The 16,573-nt window shown below is 54.2% G+C and carries 18 protein-coding genes; 14 read left to right on the top strand and 4 right to left on the bottom strand.

The genetic code is table 11. From position 1 onward, the window contains the following. Positions 1-2: 2 nt before the first annotated feature. Positions 3-767 carry a DeoR/GlpR family DNA-binding transcription regulator gene (locus tag LINBF2_RS06120; protein WP_281891213.1) on the bottom strand — a complete coding sequence of 255 codons (765 nt, stop codon included), beginning with the start codon at positions 765-767 and terminating at the stop codon, positions 3-5. 165 nt (positions 768-932) lie between these two features. Here LINBF2_RS06120 and LINBF2_RS06115 point away from each other — a divergent pair, with 165 nt between their 5' ends. From LINBF2_RS06115 to LINBF2_RS06075, 9 genes are all read left to right on the top strand, one after another. Further along, the gene (locus LINBF2_RS06115) at positions 933-2,006 is read left to right on the top strand and encodes an ABC transporter ATP-binding protein (RefSeq protein ID WP_281891212.1); all 1,074 of its coding nucleotides are present in this window, start codon (positions 933-935) and stop codon (positions 2,004-2,006) included. A 1-nt stretch (position 2,007) separates the two neighbouring features. Then, entirely contained in the window at positions 2,008-3,078 is a 1,071-nt protein-coding gene (locus LINBF2_RS06110) for an ABC transporter ATP-binding protein (protein WP_281891211.1), read from the top strand. After that, complete coding sequence (locus LINBF2_RS06105; RefSeq protein WP_104797429.1) at positions 3,075-3,968, top strand: sugar ABC transporter permease; 894 nt, start codon at positions 3,075-3,077, stop codon at positions 3,966-3,968. Before LINBF2_RS06110 ends, LINBF2_RS06105 begins: the two co-directional genes overlap by 4 nt. After that, entirely contained in the window at positions 3,961-4,773 is an 813-nt protein-coding gene (locus LINBF2_RS06100) for a carbohydrate ABC transporter permease (RefSeq protein ID WP_281891210.1), read from the top strand. The genes LINBF2_RS06105 and LINBF2_RS06100 overlap by 8 nt, the downstream gene beginning before the upstream one ends. Before the next feature lie 24 nt (positions 4,774-4,797). Further along, entirely contained in the window at positions 4,798-5,106 is a 309-nt protein-coding gene (locus LINBF2_RS06095; RefSeq protein ID WP_281891209.1) for a DUF2160 domain-containing protein, read from the top strand. 88 nt (positions 5,107-5,194) lie between these two features. Next, complete coding sequence (locus tag LINBF2_RS06090; RefSeq protein WP_104797431.1) at positions 5,195-6,925, top strand: ABC transporter substrate-binding protein; 1,731 nt, start codon at positions 5,195-5,197, stop codon at positions 6,923-6,925. A 76-nt stretch (positions 6,926-7,001) separates the two neighbouring features. Further along, positions 7,002-8,576 carry a glycerol-3-phosphate dehydrogenase/oxidase gene (locus LINBF2_RS06085; RefSeq protein ID WP_281891208.1) on the top strand — a complete coding sequence of 525 codons (1,575 nt, stop codon included), beginning with the start codon at positions 7,002-7,004 and terminating at the stop codon, positions 8,574-8,576. Between the two features lie 15 nt (positions 8,577-8,591). Beyond that, positions 8,592-9,035 carry a GNAT family N-acetyltransferase gene (locus LINBF2_RS06080; protein WP_161499661.1) on the top strand — a complete coding sequence of 148 codons (444 nt, stop codon included), beginning with the start codon at positions 8,592-8,594 and terminating at the stop codon, positions 9,033-9,035. 57 nt (positions 9,036-9,092) lie between these two features. Beyond that, positions 9,093-9,815 (top strand): hypothetical protein, encoded by a 723-nt coding sequence (locus LINBF2_RS06075; protein WP_104797434.1) that lies wholly within the window; start codon positions 9,093-9,095, stop codon positions 9,813-9,815. A gap of 12 nt (positions 9,816-9,827) precedes the next feature. Here LINBF2_RS06075 and LINBF2_RS06070 read toward each other — a convergent pair whose 3' ends face one another. Further along, the gene (locus tag LINBF2_RS06070) at positions 9,828-10,766 is read right to left on the bottom strand and encodes a folate-binding protein (protein ID WP_281891207.1); all 939 of its coding nucleotides are present in this window, start codon (positions 10,764-10,766) and stop codon (positions 9,828-9,830) included. 51 nt (positions 10,767-10,817) lie between these two features. On the opposite strand from LINBF2_RS06070, the gene mltG reads away from it, so the two are divergent. From mltG to LINBF2_RS06045, 5 genes are all read left to right on the top strand, one after another. Further along, positions 10,818-11,819: an endolytic transglycosylase MltG gene (gene mltG, locus LINBF2_RS06065; RefSeq protein ID WP_281891206.1), complete on the top strand. Its 1,002-nt coding sequence runs from the start codon at positions 10,818-10,820 to the stop codon at positions 11,817-11,819. Positions 11,820-11,844: 25 nt separating this feature from the next. Further along, positions 11,845-12,510, top strand: coding sequence for a dTMP kinase (tmk, locus tag LINBF2_RS06060; RefSeq protein ID WP_281891205.1), 666 nt, complete (start codon positions 11,845-11,847; stop codon positions 12,508-12,510). Between the two features lie 13 nt (positions 12,511-12,523). Continuing rightward, a complete protein-coding gene (locus tag LINBF2_RS06055) occupies positions 12,524-13,543 on the top strand; it encodes a DNA polymerase III subunit delta' (protein WP_281891204.1) in 1,020 nt (339 codons plus the stop codon). Between the two features lie 9 nt (positions 13,544-13,552). After that, positions 13,553-14,347, top strand: a complete 795-nt coding sequence (locus LINBF2_RS06050; RefSeq protein WP_281891203.1) for a TatD family hydrolase — start codon at positions 13,553-13,555, stop codon at positions 14,345-14,347. An 89-nt stretch (positions 14,348-14,436) separates the two neighbouring features. Further along, on the top strand, positions 14,437-15,024 hold the full coding sequence (locus LINBF2_RS06045) for an ankyrin repeat domain-containing protein (RefSeq protein ID WP_236657747.1): 588 nt from the start codon (positions 14,437-14,439) through the stop codon (positions 15,022-15,024). 85 nt (positions 15,025-15,109) lie between these two features. Here LINBF2_RS06045 and LINBF2_RS06040 read toward each other — a convergent pair whose 3' ends face one another. After that, entirely contained in the window at positions 15,110-16,039 is a 930-nt protein-coding gene (locus tag LINBF2_RS06040) for an LD-carboxypeptidase (RefSeq protein WP_281891202.1), read from the bottom strand. 36 nt (positions 16,040-16,075) lie between these two features. Continuing rightward, the gene (locus LINBF2_RS06035; protein WP_104797442.1) at positions 16,076-16,492 is read right to left on the bottom strand and encodes a hypothetical protein; all 417 of its coding nucleotides are present in this window, start codon (positions 16,490-16,492) and stop codon (positions 16,076-16,078) included. Between the last annotated feature and the right edge of the window lie 81 nt (positions 16,493-16,573).

The raw sequence follows: 16,573 nt of genomic DNA, 5'->3' as shown, positions 1-16,573 counted from the left end.
GTTCACTCAGCGATGTGCAGTTGTACTTGTGCTTCAGTAAGCAAGGCGCCAAAAGGCGAGGGTGGTGTGGCGTCTGTGAACAAACGATCAATCTGTGAAATCGCGCCAACCTCGACCATGGCTGGTCGGTTGAATTTGCTGTGGTCTGCTGCTAACCACACCTCTCTGGCGTGAGAAATGATGGTTTGTGAAACTTTGACCTCTCGGTAGTCGTAATCGCGCAAAGAACCATCCGATTCAATACCAGAGATGCCAATCAAAGCAATGTCCACTTTGAATTGACGAATGAAATCCACCGCAGCCTCACCGACGATGCCTTGATCCCGACCTCGCACAACGCCCCCCACCACGATCACTTCACTATTGGGGTTGGAACTTAGGATGCTGGCCACATTCAAATTGTTGGTGATGACACGCAAACCTGTGTGCCGCAACAAGGCACGTGCAATGGCTTCTGTGGTGGTTCCGATGTTCAAGATTAACGAACAGTCGTTAGGCACGGCGGCTGCCACGCTTCGTGCGATCCGCGTTTTAGCTTCTGAGTTGAGGTTGACGCGCTGCTGGTGGCCAATGTTCTCAGTGGTTGAGCTGGGAACACGCACGCCGCCATGAAAGCGCGTGAGCTGCCCCGTCTCCGCCATGCGCTGCACATCACGGCGCACCGTTTGCAAGGTCACACCTAATTTTTCAGCCAGTTGTTCGACCGTCACAGAGCCAAGCTCTTGCACAACTTTGAGCAAAGTAATTTGTCGTGGATTGGAATTCATAGATTCTGATTTTCATGCACAAACGAAGAGTCATCACTTTAAACCGAACTAAAACGAACATTCAAAGGGTAATTACCGAGCAAAAAAAGAAAAGTATCGAACAATAATGAATCTATCAAAAAGCGATACAGATCGTCGACGAACTCAAAGCGTAAAGGTGGTGTGATGCAGTTGTCTCTCGAAGGTGTCAGCAAAAAAGTCGGGCCTCAAACCTGGCTTTACGACATGAGCCTAGCGCCTCGCAGTGCCAATGTAACGGTGCTGCTAGGCGCCACCCAAGCGGGCAAGACCAGTCTGATGCGCATCATGGCGGGTTTGGATGTGCCCAGTTCTGGTCGTGTGCTGGTGGATGGACAAGATGTGGTGGGCGTTCCTGTTCGCGAGCGTAATGTCGCCATGGTCTACCAACAGTTCATCAACTACCCATCGATGAAAGTACGAGACAACATTGCTTCGCCCATGAAGCTGCGTGGCGACAAAAACATCGCCCAACGCGTGCAAGCCTTGGCCGAAAAACTTCATATCGACATGTTTTTAGACCGCTACCCCACGGAGCTGTCTGGTGGCCAGCAACAGCGTGTGGCCTTGGCGCGTGCATTGGCTAAGGGAGCACCGCTGATGCTGTTGGATGAACCCTTGGTCAATCTCGATTACAAGCTACGCGAAGAATTACGCGAGGAGTTGGGCGCATTGTTTGCCAGCGGTGACTCCACTGTGATTTACGCCACCACCGAACCTGCTGAAGCTCTGCTACTGGGTGGTTATACCGCCGTCATGGATGCAGGCGAGTTATTGCAATACGGGCCTACAGCCGAGGTGTTTCACAACCCTAAATCTTTACGCGTGGCACGGGCCTTCAGTGACCCGCCCATGAACTTGATGAATGCAACACGGCAATCAACGGGTGTTCAGTTGCTGGGTGGGCCGCTGATGGCGTTGACGTTGCCGTCCACCGCCACGCCCCAACTCACCTTGGGAATGCGAGCCAGCGCGGTTCGCACCCATGCACAAAGCGGCGACATCGCCATCGGTGGGCGTGTGGAATTGGCTGAAATTTCAGGCTCAGACACCTTCGTGCACGTCGCCACAGGCATGGGTAATTTAGTCGCGCAACTCACGGGTGTTCATTACTTTGATTTGGGAGCGCAGATTCAGGTGTATGCGAATCCGATGCAAATGTATGTGTTTGATGCGCAAGGCATGTTGCTGCTTGCACCTACTCGCACGAAGGGACACTGAGATGGCGCGGATTGACCTCGATTTGGCACACGCCTACAAAGCCAACCCACAACACGACAGCGACTACGCGTTGCTCCCCTTGAAGATGACGTTTGAGGATGGTGGTGCGTACGCTTTGCTAGGCCCTTCTGGCTGTGGCAAAACCACCATGCTCAACGTGATGTCTGGCCTGCTGACCCCATCACAAGGCCATGTCCTGTTTGATGGGCGTGATATGACTCACGCAACGCCGCAAGAACGCAACATCGCACAAGTGTTTCAGTTCCCTGTGATTTACGACACCATGACAGTGGCAGAAAACTTGGCATTTCCGCTGCGCAACCGTCAATGGCCCAAAGACAAGATGGACCAACGCGTGGGCCAAATTGCCGAGATGCTAGAAATGAGCGGCCAACTCAACCAGCGTGCCGCGGGTTTATCGGCAGACGCTAAACAAAAAATATCTCTGGGCCGAGGGTTGGTGCGCCCAGATGTATCGGCGGTGTTGTTTGATGAACCCTTGACGGTGATTGATCCACACCTGAAGTGGCAACTGCGTCGCAAGCTTAAACAAATTCACCATGAACTCAAGCTGACTTTGATTTATGTCACGCACGATCAAGTGGAAGCATTGACGTTTGCCGATCAAGTGGTGGTCATGACACGTGGGCGAGCCGTGCAAGTGGGCTCACCCGCTGACTTGTTCGAGCGGCCTAGCCACACATTTGTTGGCAACTTCATTGGGTCTCCTGGAATGAATTTTTTGCACGCCGAGGTGGATGCATCCGGTTTGCGTGTGGGCTCACATGTACTCGACGCTGCTGCAGCATTGCCGTTGGGCGGCATTAAATTGGGCATACGTCCTGAATATGTGGCATTGGCAGATGCCCAAACGCCAGGTGCTTTGCCCATGCTGGTGTCGCAAGTTCAAGATGTAGGCACACACAACATCGTCACCGCAAGCCTCCATGGCCAAACCGTCAAAGCACGTTTATCGACGGACAGTGCATCTGTACAAACCGGTTCAACCGTGTGGCTACAAGTTATGGGTGCCCATACATGCTTTTATAAAAACGAGGAGATCGTGGCATGAGCACGACCACCAAACCCGTCAACCAGAAAGCCTGGTTTTTGATTTTGCCCGTGTTGTTGTGCGTCGCGTTTTCGGCCATCTTGCCTTTGATGGTGGTGGTCAACTACTCGGTGCAAGACATCATTTCCACTGACCGTCGCGTGTTTGTGGGTACCGAATGGTTTGCTGCGATCATGCGAGACGAAGAGTTACACGGCGCGTTGTTGCGCCAATTGATTTATTCTTTTTCGGTGTTGGCTGTGGAGTTACCGTTGGGCATTCTGTTGGCCTTGTCTATGCCTGCAACGGGTTGGAAATCGTCGGCGGTGCTGGTCATCGTGTCGCTGTCCTTGCTGATTCCGTGGAACGTGGTGGGCACCATTTGGCAAATCTTTGGACGCACCGACATTGGCTTGATGGGCGCAGCGCTTCAAGGCATGGGCATTGCCTACAACTACACAGGCAACGCCAACCATGCTTGGTTCACCGTCTTGTTAATGGACGTTTGGCATTGGACGCCATTGGTGGCGTTATTGGGATACGCCGGTTTGCGCTCTATTCCTGATGCGTATTACCAAGCCGCGAGTATTGACGGCGCCAGTAAGTTCGATGTGTTCCGCTTTGTTCAGTTGCCCAAGATGCGCGGCGTCTTGGTGATTGCGGTGCTGTTGCGCTTCATGGACAGCTTCATGATTTACACCGAACCCTTTGTGCTGACCGGTGGCGGCCCCGGTAACTCGACCACGTTTTTATCGCAATTTTTGACACAAAAAGCCGTGGGGCAATTTGACCTAGGGCCTGCTGCGGCTTTCTCGTTGATTTATTTCTTGATCATTTTGTTGTTCTGTTTTGTTTTGTACAACTGGATGCAGCAAGTCGGTACAGAGCCGAAGGAGGGTGGACATGCATAAAGCAAAATTTCAAAAGCGCACAGTTTTTCTGTGGCTCTATCTTGTATTTGCTTTGCTGCCCATTTATTGGATGGTCAACATGTCATTCAAGACGAACAACGAAATCTTGGCGGGCTTCACCTTGTTCCCCGAGCATTTCACGTGGGCCAACTACGAAACCATCCTGACCGATCCGGCTTGGTACTCGGGCTACATCAACAGCCTGATTTATGTGGCGATGAACACCGTGATGTCGCTCATCGTCGCTTTGCCTGCCGCTTATGCGTTTTCGCGCTACAGCTTTTTGGGCGACAAGCATGTGTTCTTTTGGCTCTTGACCAATCGCATGACGCCACCCGCCGTGTTTTTGCTGCCGTTCTTTCAGCTCTACAGCTCGGTCGGTTTGATGGACACACACTTGGCCGTGGCGCTGGTGCATTTGCTGTTCAACGTGCCGCTGGCAGTGTGGATTTTGGAAGGCTTCATGAGTGGCATTCCCCGCGAGATCGACGAGACGGCCTACATCGACGGCTACTCGTTCCCGCGGTTTTTTGTGCAAATCTTTTTGCCCTTGATCAAAGCGGGTGTGGGCGTGGCGGCGTTCTTTTGCTTCATGTTCAGTTGGGTGGAGTTGTTGTTGGCACGCACCTTGACCAGCGTGAATGCCAAACCGATTGCCGCCACCATGACGCGCACCGTCTCGGCCTCGGGCATGGACTGGGCCACCTTGGCCGCAGCGGGTGTGCTGACCATCGTGCCTGGCGCCATCGTGATTTGGTTTGTTCGTAACTACATCGCCAAAGGTTTTGCGATGGGTCGCGTTTGATGCGGCTTCAAGAGGAGAACTGCAATGTTTGAATGGATGGCGTGGACCACCCCTGTGGCCGTATTTTTTTCTTGCATCGGACTGATGATCACTGGGATGACTGTCTGGGAAATGAAATCACCCACCTTGATGCGCAAAGGTTTTTTGCCCATGCAAACTACACGAGGCGATCGCCTGTTCATTGGCCTGTTGTCTGCCGCTTATGTGAATTTGGCATTTGTCGGCATCAGCGGTTGGTTGGCTCAAGTTTTGTCGTTGGAAGCTGATCCATCGATTTGGTTCAGCTTTGTCCTCTCCATGGTTCTTCTCGGTTGGATCATGCGCAAAGGCTGACGCTCGTTTTCTAGAAAAGGACGGCTTGTTTCCCCCTGGAGCCGAAAGCACCTTCACACAGGGGTATCAAAAAAATGAGGAGATAGATATGAAGTTGCGTTACAGCGTCGTCGCAGTGGCAGTTGCCTGCTCACTGTCGTCTCAAGGTTGGGCTGATGAAGCTGCTGCCAAGAAGTGGATTGACAGCGAATTCCAGCCCTCGACCTTGAGTAAAACCCAGCAAGCGGCTGAGATGAAGTGGTTCATTGATGCGGCGAAGAAACTTCAAGCCAAAGGCGTGAAGGAAATCTCAGTCGTCTCCGAAACGATTGCCACTCACGAATACGAATCAAAAATACTGGCCAAGGCCTTTGAAGAAATCACGGGCATCAAAGTTAAGCACGACCTGATCGGCGAGGGCGATGTGGTGGAAAAACTGCAAACGTCCATGCAGTCAGGCAAGTCCATTTACGACGGTTGGATCACCGACTCCGATTTGATCGGTACACACTACCGCTACGGCAAGATCATGAACTTGACCGATTACATGAAGGGCAACGGCAAAGAGTGGACCAACCCCGGCATCGACATCAAAGACTTCATCGGCACCAGTTTCACCACAGCACCGGACGGCAAGCTGTACCAATTGCCCGACCAACAATTCGCCAACTTGTATTGGTTCCGCGCCGACTTGTTTGCCAAGCCTGAACTGAAAGCCAAGTTCAAAGCCAAATACGGTTACGAGTTGGGTGTGCCGCTCAACTGGAGCGCTTACGAAGACATCGCCGCCTTCTTCAGCAACGATGTAAAAAACATCGATGGCAAAGCCATTTACGGCCACATGGATTACGGCAAGAAAGACCCCTCGCTGGGTTGGCGTTTCACCGACGCTTGGCTGTCCATGGCTGGCTCGGCTGACATCGGTATTCCTAACGGCAAGCCCGTGGACGAGTGGGGCATTCGCGCCTCGGCTGATGGTTGTACACCTCAAGGCGCATCGGTCGCGCGCGGTGGTGCCACCAACTCACCAGCTGCTGTTTACGCCCTCACCAAGTACGTGGACTGGATGAAGCAATACGCGCCCAAGGAAGCCATTGGCATGACCTTCGGCGAAGCCGGCCCTGTGCCTGCACAAGGCCAAATTGCTCAGCAAATCTTCTGGTACACCGCCTTCACGGCCGACATGATCAAGCCAGGTTTGCCTGTGGTGAACGCCGATGGCACACCGAAGTGGCGCATGGCCCCAGGCCCCAACGGCCCGTACTGGAAGCAAGGCATGCAAAACGGCTACCAAGACGTGGGTTCATGGACCTTCTTCAAAGGCCATGACGAAAGCAAAACTGCTGCAGCGTGGCTCTACGCCCAGTTCGTGACTGCCAAAACCACGTCCTTGAAAAAGACCATCGTGGGTTTGACACCGATTCGCGAGTCCGACATCCAGTCCAAAGCCATGACCGACATGGCACCTAAATTGGGTGGTTTGGTGGAGTTCTACCGCAGCCCCGCACGCGTGGCTTGGACGCCCACCGGCACCAACGTGCCTGACTACCCCAAGCTGGCTCAGTTGTGGTGGAAAAACGTGGCCGTGGCTGTGACCGGTGAGAAAACACCGCAAGCCGCGATGGACAACTTGGCCAACGAAATGGACGATGTGATGGCACGTTTGGAGCGCTCCGGCATGGCCGTGTGTCCACCCAAGCTCAACGCCAAATCTGACCCCAACAAGTGGCTCAGCGACAAGGGTGCACCTTGGAAGAAATTGGCGAATGAAAAGCCAAAAGGCGAAACCATTGCGTACGACTCATTGTTGAACGCATGGAAGAACGGCAAGGTCCGTTAAACCAGATGGCCGTGTGGGTCACACACTCACACGGCCTTTTTTTGTTCGTTCTTGATTGATGGAGCGTTAGATTTCTATGCCAACCCAAGCACAGCCGCAGCTGACACGACGTGAAGATCTGTTGGCGCAGCTTGACCCTCAAGCGGTGTATGACATCGCCATTGTGGGTGGCGGTGCAACTGGTTTAGGTTTGGCATTGGATGCGGCCGCACGCGGCTACCGTGTAGTTCTTGTCGAATCGAATGATTTTGCAAAAGGCACATCATCGCGATCAACCAAACTAGTGCACGGAGGTGTACGGTATTTGGCGCAAGGCAATATTGCTTTGGTACGAGAAGCGTTGCACGAACGCAGCACACTTCTACACAATGCACCACACATCGCGCAACCACTCTCATTTGTGATGCCGTCTTATGCGTGGTGGGAGAAACCTTTTTACGGGATTGGTTTAAAAATTTACGATGCTTTGGCTGGCAGGTCTGGCCTTGGCGATACAGAATTCTTGTCATGTGAAGAGACCTTGGCGTATCTTCCCTCTGTGCAAGCAGATCGCCTCAAAGGCGGCGTGAAGTATTGGGATGGCCAATTCAACGATGCCAAATTGGCATTGGCGTTGGCACGCAGTGCGGCACTCGAAAGTGCATTGCTGTTGAATTACATGCAAGCCAAATCTTTGCTGTACTCAGATAAAAAAGTCTCGGGTGTGCGATGCCAAGACACGCTCACGGGGGCTGCGCATGACATTCAAGCACGTTGCGTGGTCAATGCCACAGGGGTCTGGGTCGATGCTTTGCGTGCGCAAGATGGGGATGTACAAGCGATGGTGGCACCGAGTCAAGGTGTTCACATCGTGGTGGACAAAAAATTTCTACCAGGCCATGCCGGTTTGATGATTCCCAAAACAGCCGATGGCCGCGTGCTGTTTGCAGTGCCTTGGTTGGGTAAAGTTATTTTGGGAACAACAGACACGCCTCGACATGACTTGGCCAAAGAGCCGTTGGCTTTTGAGGAAGAAATTGATTTCATCCTGAACGAATCTGCGCGTTATTTGCGAGATGCTCCTCAGCGAAGCGATGTTAAAAGTATTTGGGTTGGCTTGCGTCCACTGGTCAAGCCCCCCGAGAAAACAGGCCAAAACACCAAAGCACTGAGCCGTGAACACACCGTACTGGTCAGTGACTCAGGCCTCGTCACCGTCACAGGAGGCAAATGGACAACCTACCGAGCGATGGCTGAAGATGTTCTTCAAAAATGTTTTGACAGCACGTTACTCATGCCCAAAAGTAGGTCGTGCACCGAAATACTCAAATTAGTAGGTGCAGAAAATTTGAGTGATTTACCCATATCCATCTGTGAACCGGAAGGATTGCATTCGTATGGCAGTGAACAGACTTGGGTACAACAATTACCCGGTCACCAGACTTGGCTAACCGATGGGTTGAGCGAAGCGATGGTGCGATTTGCTGCTCGCTATGAATATGCGGTTCATGTCGAGGATGTACTGGCAAGACGCTCTCGCTTGCTGTTCATCGACGCGCGATTGGCGATGCGCATCGCACCAACAGTGGCAGCCATTTTGTTTTCAGAAACAGGCATTGATCCAGACATTCAAGGTTTTTTGGATTTAGCAGCGCAGTACACGCTGAACTAATTCGACAATATGGGCATGAAAACTGCCCCCACCATTACCCTCGGTCGCTGGCAAACATTGCATCAAGCTGCGCAATTCATCCGCACAGAAGTGTTTGTCAAAGAGCAAGGCATCGCCCCAGAAGACGAATGGGATGCAGACGATGCCACCGCTTTGCACGCGGTGCTGTTTGATGTGACTGGACACCCCCTGGGCAATGCCCGCTTGCTACAACCATCAGTCAATGTGGCCAAGGTAGGGCGCATGGCCGTGCTGAAAGAAGCCCGTGGCCACGGCTATGGTGCTCGCCTGCTAGAAGCCTTGGTGTCAGAGGCACGTCGACGCGGCAACAAAGAAGTACGCCTGAGTGCGCAACGCAGCGCTGAAGGCTTTTATGCAGCCTACGGGTTCAGCATCGTGGGCGAGCCGTTTGACGAGGTGGGTATACCGCATGTGGAGATGCGATTGAACTTGGTGTGACGGTCGTTTCAACCGTGTGAAAATACGCGCAATTAAAACTTTAAGAAACATTTCCTTATGAAAATCGCGCACCACTTCTTACCTGTGACTTTGGCTATCGCAAGCTCAATGGCGCTTAACACCCAAGCCATGGCGGGTGATTTGAACAACGTCAGCGCTCTCAGCCAAACCGAGTTTTTAGCATTGAGCAAAGACTTGGCGGCAGCCACCAGCACCAAGGCGATTGAACCAGCTGCGCCATTGGGCCTGACAGGTTTTGATGTCAGTGCGTCAACCACGATGACACAAACAAAAGCGGGCGCTGCTTGGCAAACCGCAAGCGGTGACAGCATGAACAACCTGATTCAAACCAAGTTGTCGGTTAGTAAAGGCTTGCCTGGTGGCTGGGATGTGGGCGGCTTTGTGTCCAAAGTGCCTTCGACCAATGTGTCGGTTGCTGGTGTTCACGTGAAATACGCCTTGCTTGAAGGCAATGCCATCACGCCCGCCATTGCCCTGCGCGGCAGCCACAGCCGCATGGGTGGCGTGTCAGGCATGGAGCTCAACAACACGGGTCTGAATGTGTTGATTTCCAAAGGCTTTGTGGGCTTCACACCTTACGCGGGTGTGGGCACGGTTTACTCCAATGCCAAAGCCACAGGCAAGAGCGATGAAAGCTTCACACAAAGCAAATCGTTTGTGGGCGTGAGCTGGAACGTACTGCTGGTCAATCTCTCGGCCGAGTACGACCGCACGGGCAAGAACGCATCGGTGGGCTTGAAGGCTGGCGTGCGTTTTTAAGCACGCGGCAGCTTAAATATCCTCACGCAAAGCGTAGGGCAGTGGCAGCAGGCTCAGCACTGGGCCATCTGCCGCCCCCAAATGCAAGCTGCTGTTTTTAGTGGCACTGAGTTGCAACTCAAGCACCGCCACATGGCTTGCGCCATCGCTGGCGGCTTGTGCCACCAAGCCGCATGGCTGCGTCGCGTCTAAGCTAGAAAACACTTCTTGACCCGCGGTGAACGGTGCCGCACTTTGCGCAATGAACCCACGGCGCTTCAAGGTGCCACGGAACTGGCTACGGGCCACCACCTCTTGACCGGGATAGCAACCTTTTTTGAAGTTCACGCCATCGACTGATTCGTAGTTGAGCATCTGCGGCACAAAGGCTTCGAAGGTGGCCAACTCGACCCATGCAATACCGCTCATCACTTCACCCACTTGCCACAGGTTTGCGCTGAGGGCTGGACCTGTGGGCGCTGCCACGTCTTTGGGCGCGAGCCAAAAAGCGCGTGGTTGACCTAGGGCAGGGTAGAGGGTTAGTACGTCGGCAGCATCCGCTACGTGGCGTTGCCATGCGTCTGCGGATGCACCATTCAATGCCGCCAGCGCTGCATCACCTGCCAGACCGAGCAACTGAAATTCATCACTGGCATCGCTCAGCTTGGCCTTGGCACGCAGCACAAACATCGACAAGCGTTTGACGGTTTGAGCCATCAGGTCTTTGCGGCAAATCAGCAGCACTTCTTCGGCGGAACGTTTGTAAACCACAAAGCTTGCTTGCATGCGGCCCTTGGCGTTGCAAAAAGCGGCCAAGCGGCATTGGCCTTCTTTCATCAACAGCACATCGTTGGTGAGTTGGTTGTGCAAAAAGCTGGCGGCGTCTTCACCCGCAGCGCGGATGATGCCGAGGTGGGGCAGGGGGGCGATGCCGTTCAAAGGCGCGGAGGTTGCAAATGTGGTCTGTGACATAGGGTGAATTATCATGCTCGCTTGATTAACGTGATTGGACATAGGGTTGTGATGCGGCTCATCAAGCGAATCTTTTGGACGGTGTTGAGTCTGGCCCTGTTGTTGTCAGCGGTCTCTGGCTGGTGGATGTTGACCCCCATGTCGATGCCCACGCCCACTGTGGACGTGTCCATTGAGCCGCAAACCCCTGTGCGCGGCATTGCCCAAGCGGTGGTCGATGCGGGTGTGGATGTGCCGCCCGTGGTGCTGTATGCGTTTTTCCGCGCCAGTGGCCAATCGCGCAAGCTTCGAGCGGGCAGCTACGAGCTGAGCCAAGGCAACACGCCGCTTGATTTGCTGCGCAAGCTCACCCGTGGTGAAGAAAGCCTCAAAGCCATCAGCCTGATCGACGGCTGGACATTCCGCCAATTCCGCGCTGCGTTGGCCAAAGCAGAAGGCCTCAAACACGACACCAAAGGCCTGAGCGATGACGAACTCATGGCCAAGCTGGGCATGCCGGGTGTGGCCCCTGAAGGCAGGTTTTTCCCAGACACCTATACCTACGGCAAAGGCACGTCTGAGCTGCATGTGATGGAACGTGCAGCCAAGGCCATGACCAAACAACTGGCCGCCGCATGGGGCAAACGCCAACCGGACATTCAAATCAAAACGATCGATGAGGCCTTGATTTTGGCCAGCATCGTTGAAAAAGAAACTGGCCGCGAAAGCGACCGCACCACCATCAGCCGTGTATTTCACAACCGTTTGGCCATCGGTATGCCTCTGCAAACCGATCCCACGGTGATTTACGGCATGTTCGACAACTTCGATGGCAACCTGCGCCGTGCAGACTTGCGCACTGACCACCCGTGGAACACCTACACCCGCAAAGGCTTGCCGCCTACGCCCATCGCCATGCCTGGGCGCAACGCGCTCAAGGCCGCCGTGCAGCCTGCGCCCAGCAATGCGTTGTACTTTGTGGCCAAGGGCGACGGCACGAGCTACTTCAGCGCGACGCTGGATGAGCACAATGCCGCAGTCAATCGCTACCAACGCAAAGCTGCTGGTCAGTGATGTTGAACAGGCAAAATAGCGGGCTATGACAAAAACAGGTCTGTTCATCAGTTTTGAAGGCATCGACGGCGCGGGCAAGTCCACGCACATCGATGGCTTGGCCGCGGCGTTCAAAGCGCAGGGCCGCCAAGTCACGCTCACCCGCGAGCCCGGCGGCACACCTTTGGCCGAAAAGCTGCGCGAGATGGTGCTGCACGATGCGATGGACTCGCTGACCGAAGCCCTGCTGATCTTCGCGGCCCGCCGCGACCATCTACGCAACGTGATTGAGCCCGCGTTGGCGCGCGGCGACGTGGTGCTGTGTGACCGTTTCACCGACGCCACCTTTGCCTACCAAGGCAGCGGCCGTGGGTTTGATTTGGGTATGCTCAAACAGCTTGAGCAATGGGTACAAGCGATTTCCACTGACGCAGTCAGCCCTTCAAGCAAAGGCTTTCGCCAACCCGATGTGACGGTGTGGTTTGAGCTTGACCCAGCCATTGCCGCTGTGCGCCTAGCCGGTGCACGTGTGCCCGACCGGTTTGAGGCGCAACCCGTTGAGTTTTTCCAAAAAGTGTCTGACGGCTATGCCGCCCGCGCCAGAGCCGACGCACAACGTTTTGTCCGCCTAGACGCCGCCCAAACCCGTGAAGCCGTTTGGCAGCAACTGCACCTCAACTTTGTGCAGCGCGGCTGGTTGAGCGCCAATTGATGGCTAGCGTCGCATGACAGAGACCACCACACACGCTAGGCCTGTCTTGAGCCCATGGCTACAAGGCCAACTCACCACCTTGCTAGAGCGACGCGGCCACGCCTGGCTGCTACAAGGCCCATCGGGCTTGGGTCAATACACACTGGGCCTAGAACTGGCCCGTGCTTGGCTGTGCGAGGCACCCACGAAGCAGGGCGCTTGTTACCAATGCCGCAGCTGCCACGCGGTTGATGTGCGCACCCATGCCGACCTGCGCACACTCATGCCGGAAGCTTTGGCGCTTGAACTCAGCTGGCCCTTGGACGAGAAAACTCAAAAAGAGTTAGACGACAAAAAGCGCAAGCCCAGCAAAGAGATTCGCGTCGAAGCCGCTCGCGACATGGTGGCTTTCAGCCAGCAAACCCGCTCAGGCGGATCGACCAAAGTGGTGTTTGTCTACCCAGCTGAACGCATGAACCATGTGACGGCCAACACAATTCTTAAAACCCTCGAAGAACCGCCAGGCGAATGCCGCTTTGTACTGGCCAGCGAAGCCGCTCACCAGCTGCTGCCCACCATCCGCAGCCGTTGCCAAACCCACACCATGGTTTGGCCCACTGAAGCCGAGGCTTTGAGCTGGCTACAAGCCCAAGGCGTACCAGCGGCAGATGCAGCCGTGTTGCTGCGCGCGGCCGGAGGCCGACCCGAGGATGGACTCGATCTAGCCAATACCGGACTCAAAGCCGCACACTGGGCAGCCCTGCCCAAGGCCGTCATGCGCGGCGATGTGGGCGCAGTGTCAGACGCTACACCATCGCAAGCCATCGCCATGCTGCAAAAGCTGTGTCACGACCTGCTGGCTTTGCGCACGGGCGCTGAACCACGTTTTTTTATGGCGGCAGATTTGCCAGCTGCGGGCACGGTTAGTTCACTCACCCAATGGTCCAAAGACCTGATGGATGCCGCCCGCACGTCTGAACACCCCTACAACGCAGGCCTCATGTTTGAAGCCTTGGTGGCACGTGCGCAAACGGCCCTGCGCGCCAAAGATTAAAAGAAAACCATGTTCACCGATTCCCATTGCCACCTGAATTTTCCAGAGCTGGTTGAAAACATCCACACCATCCGCGACGACATGGCCAAGGCCCAAGTCACGCGCGCTTTGGTCATCAGCACAACACTCGAGCGTTTTCCTGAGGTGCACGGCTTAGCCACGCAGTTCGACAACTTTTGGGCCACCGTGGGCGTGCACCCCGACAACGAAGGCGTGCAAGAACCCACGCTCGATGACCTGTTGACCCGCGCTCAACTGCCCAAAGTAGTGGGCATTGGCGAAACTGGGTTGGACTATTACCGCTTGGGCGAGCGCACCGTTACCGACATGGAATGGCAGCGCAACCGCTTTCGCATCCACATCGAAGCCGCGCAGCAAACCCAGCTGCCTTTGGTCATCCACACCCGCAGCTCGTCGGCAGACACCGTGGCGATTTTGAAAGAGCAGGGCGAAAACGGCTCAGCCGGCAGTGCAGGGGGCGTGTTTCACTGCTTCACCGAAACCGCAGACGTGGCCCGTGCAGGCTTAGACCTTGGCCTGTACATCTCGTTCTCCGGCATCTTGACCTTCAAAAATGCCCAAGACTTGCGTGACGTCGCGCAATTTGTGCCGATGGACCGCATCTTGATTGAGACTGACAGCCCTTATTTGGCCCCTGTTCCTCATCGAGGCAAGACCAATAATCCATCGTTTGTGCCGTTTGTTGCGCAGCAGATTGCAGAAATCAAAGGCATGACAGTGGAAGCCGTGGCTGAGGCCACCAGTCGCAACTTTGACCAACTTTTCAGCGGTGTTCTTAAATGAGAAAATACTTTAAGTATTTTTTTTATCTATATGTTTTTATTGGGTATTCTTTATCCAATGCAGGTTCGTATGATGATTTTTTTGCAGCAATGCACCTGGACCGAGCCGATGTGATTCAGAAGCTCCTAGTGCGAGGTTTTGACCCCAATACACCTAACGAGAAAGGTGTTGCAGGCCTGTTGGTCGCCATCCAATCAGAAGCGCCCAAATCAGCCTTGACTTTGGCGAAGCACCCACAAGCCAACCTGAATGTCCAAAACCAGTTGGGCGAAACACCACTCATGCTTGCAGCAATTAACAACCATCTAGAACTAGCCAAAGTGTTAATTCAGCGTGGCGCAGAAGTCAACAAAACAGGCTGGACACCCTTGCATTACGCGGCCACACGTGGCCATCGTGAAATGATGCGTTTGTTGCTAGACAACGATGCCTACATTGACAGCGAATCCGCCAATGGCACAACACCTTTGATGATGGCAGCTTATTCAGCGCCGCCTTTGGCTGTGAAGTTGCTGCTGGAAGAAGGTGCAGACCCCACGCTCGTCAACAACGGCAACGCATCTGCCTTGGACTTGGCTGTGCGTGTGGACCAGCCACAAAGCGTTTTCTATATCAAAGCATTCACCGAAGCTTGGTACATCCAAAATCCAATCAAAGAAGAGAGCGCCACCAAGTGAACGCAAGAACCGCAGATCTACGCGGTTTTCTTTGTTTATTTAACTTTACATAATATACATCGTATCAAACAATACAGATTTCAAATCAATGATCAGCATGTGCCCAAAGCAATAAGGCATCACGATCTTCCACCACCAAGTCAATCTTTTCGCCAACGGGTAAACAGAGCTTGGTTGCGACATGGCCAAACGGCAAATCAGTTAGTACGGGCGCTTTGATTTGCGCGCGCAGCCAATCGACGACGCTTTGAAGTTTGAAGCCTTTGTCGTGTGGCGTGAGCTTGTAGCTGTTGAACTGACCCAACACAATCGCTTTTTGATCAGCCAATACGCCTGCATGCAACAGCTGCGTCAGCATGCGTTCAACACGGTATGGATGTTCACCCACATCTTCTAAGAACAACACGCCATTTTTAATTTGGGGGAAATAGGGCGTGCCGAGTAAAGAAACCAATACAGCCAAATTACCACCCCAAAGTACGGCATCGCGTGCCCATACACCAGGGCGGCGTGTCTCATTAGCTGCAGCGCAAGCTTTAGACAATTGCCAACCCGCGCCCTCGCCCTGGCCGCTGACCATGTCGTCAAAACAAGCCTCCATGATGTCGTCTGGCTGCTCTGCACCAAAGTCTTCGCCCAAGGCGGGCCCCGCCCAAGTGACCGCCCCAGTTTTGGCAAGCAGTGCATTTTGAAAAGCCGTGAAGTCGCTCAAGCCCACAAACTGCGTGCCTTTGGCAATGGCTTTGGCCACTTGTTTGTATTTGATGGCTGGCAAGATGCGTGTGAGGCCGTAACCACCGCGTGAAATCAAGGCCACATCTGCGCCACTATCGGCTGCGCGATGGATGGCTGCTAAGCGAGTGGCATCGTCACCGGCAAAACGGGTGTGGCTGCTGAGTGCGTCAGCATCAAGCTCTACCTCGTGGCCGAGTTTTTTCAGGCGTGCCACGCCACGTTTGAAAGCTGCTTTGTCGCGCACCGCGCCGCTGGGAGAATAGATGTAAATATGAGCCATCCCTCCATTGTCGCGGCAAATTTAGGCGTGATTCACTCAACCACGTCTGTAATGGAGCAAGCGACCTCGATACGCACTCAGGTCGTGCAAAGGCTCATTGATGATGATTTCCGTCACGCCAAAACCCATGTTCGCCATGTCTTTGTGAAACGCGCTGCGGTTGCCACGGTTGGGGTCAATGATGAGCACTTCAGCGCCCTCTGCTGCATGCTGTTGGATAAAGCCCGACAACTGAGCCGGGTGGCTGCGCTCATACAACACATCGCTGGCGATGAGCAGGTCAAACGCACCTAAGCCTTTGTTGGACCTGCCCCAGTTACCCGTTTCGTAATGCAAGGGTGGCAATTTGTTCAACAACACATTGGCTTTGAGGAAAGTCTCGGTCAACGGGTGGCAATCGCTGGCGGTGATGTTGCCCTCGCGACGGTGCACCACCAAACTGGCCAAACCCAAGCCGCACCCAAGCCCCTCCTCCTACACCAACCCTCTGAAACTTCACTTCGTAACCGATGGTGGGTGTGGCGTTAGACATGC

The sequence above is a fragment of the Limnohabitans sp. TEGF004 genome (assembly GCF_027924965.1).
Classification (GTDB): domain Bacteria; phylum Pseudomonadota; class Gammaproteobacteria; order Burkholderiales; family Burkholderiaceae_C; genus Limnohabitans.
The sequence above is the reverse complement of the archived record's forward strand: the minus strand, read 5'-3'. Positions and strand labels throughout refer to the sequence as shown.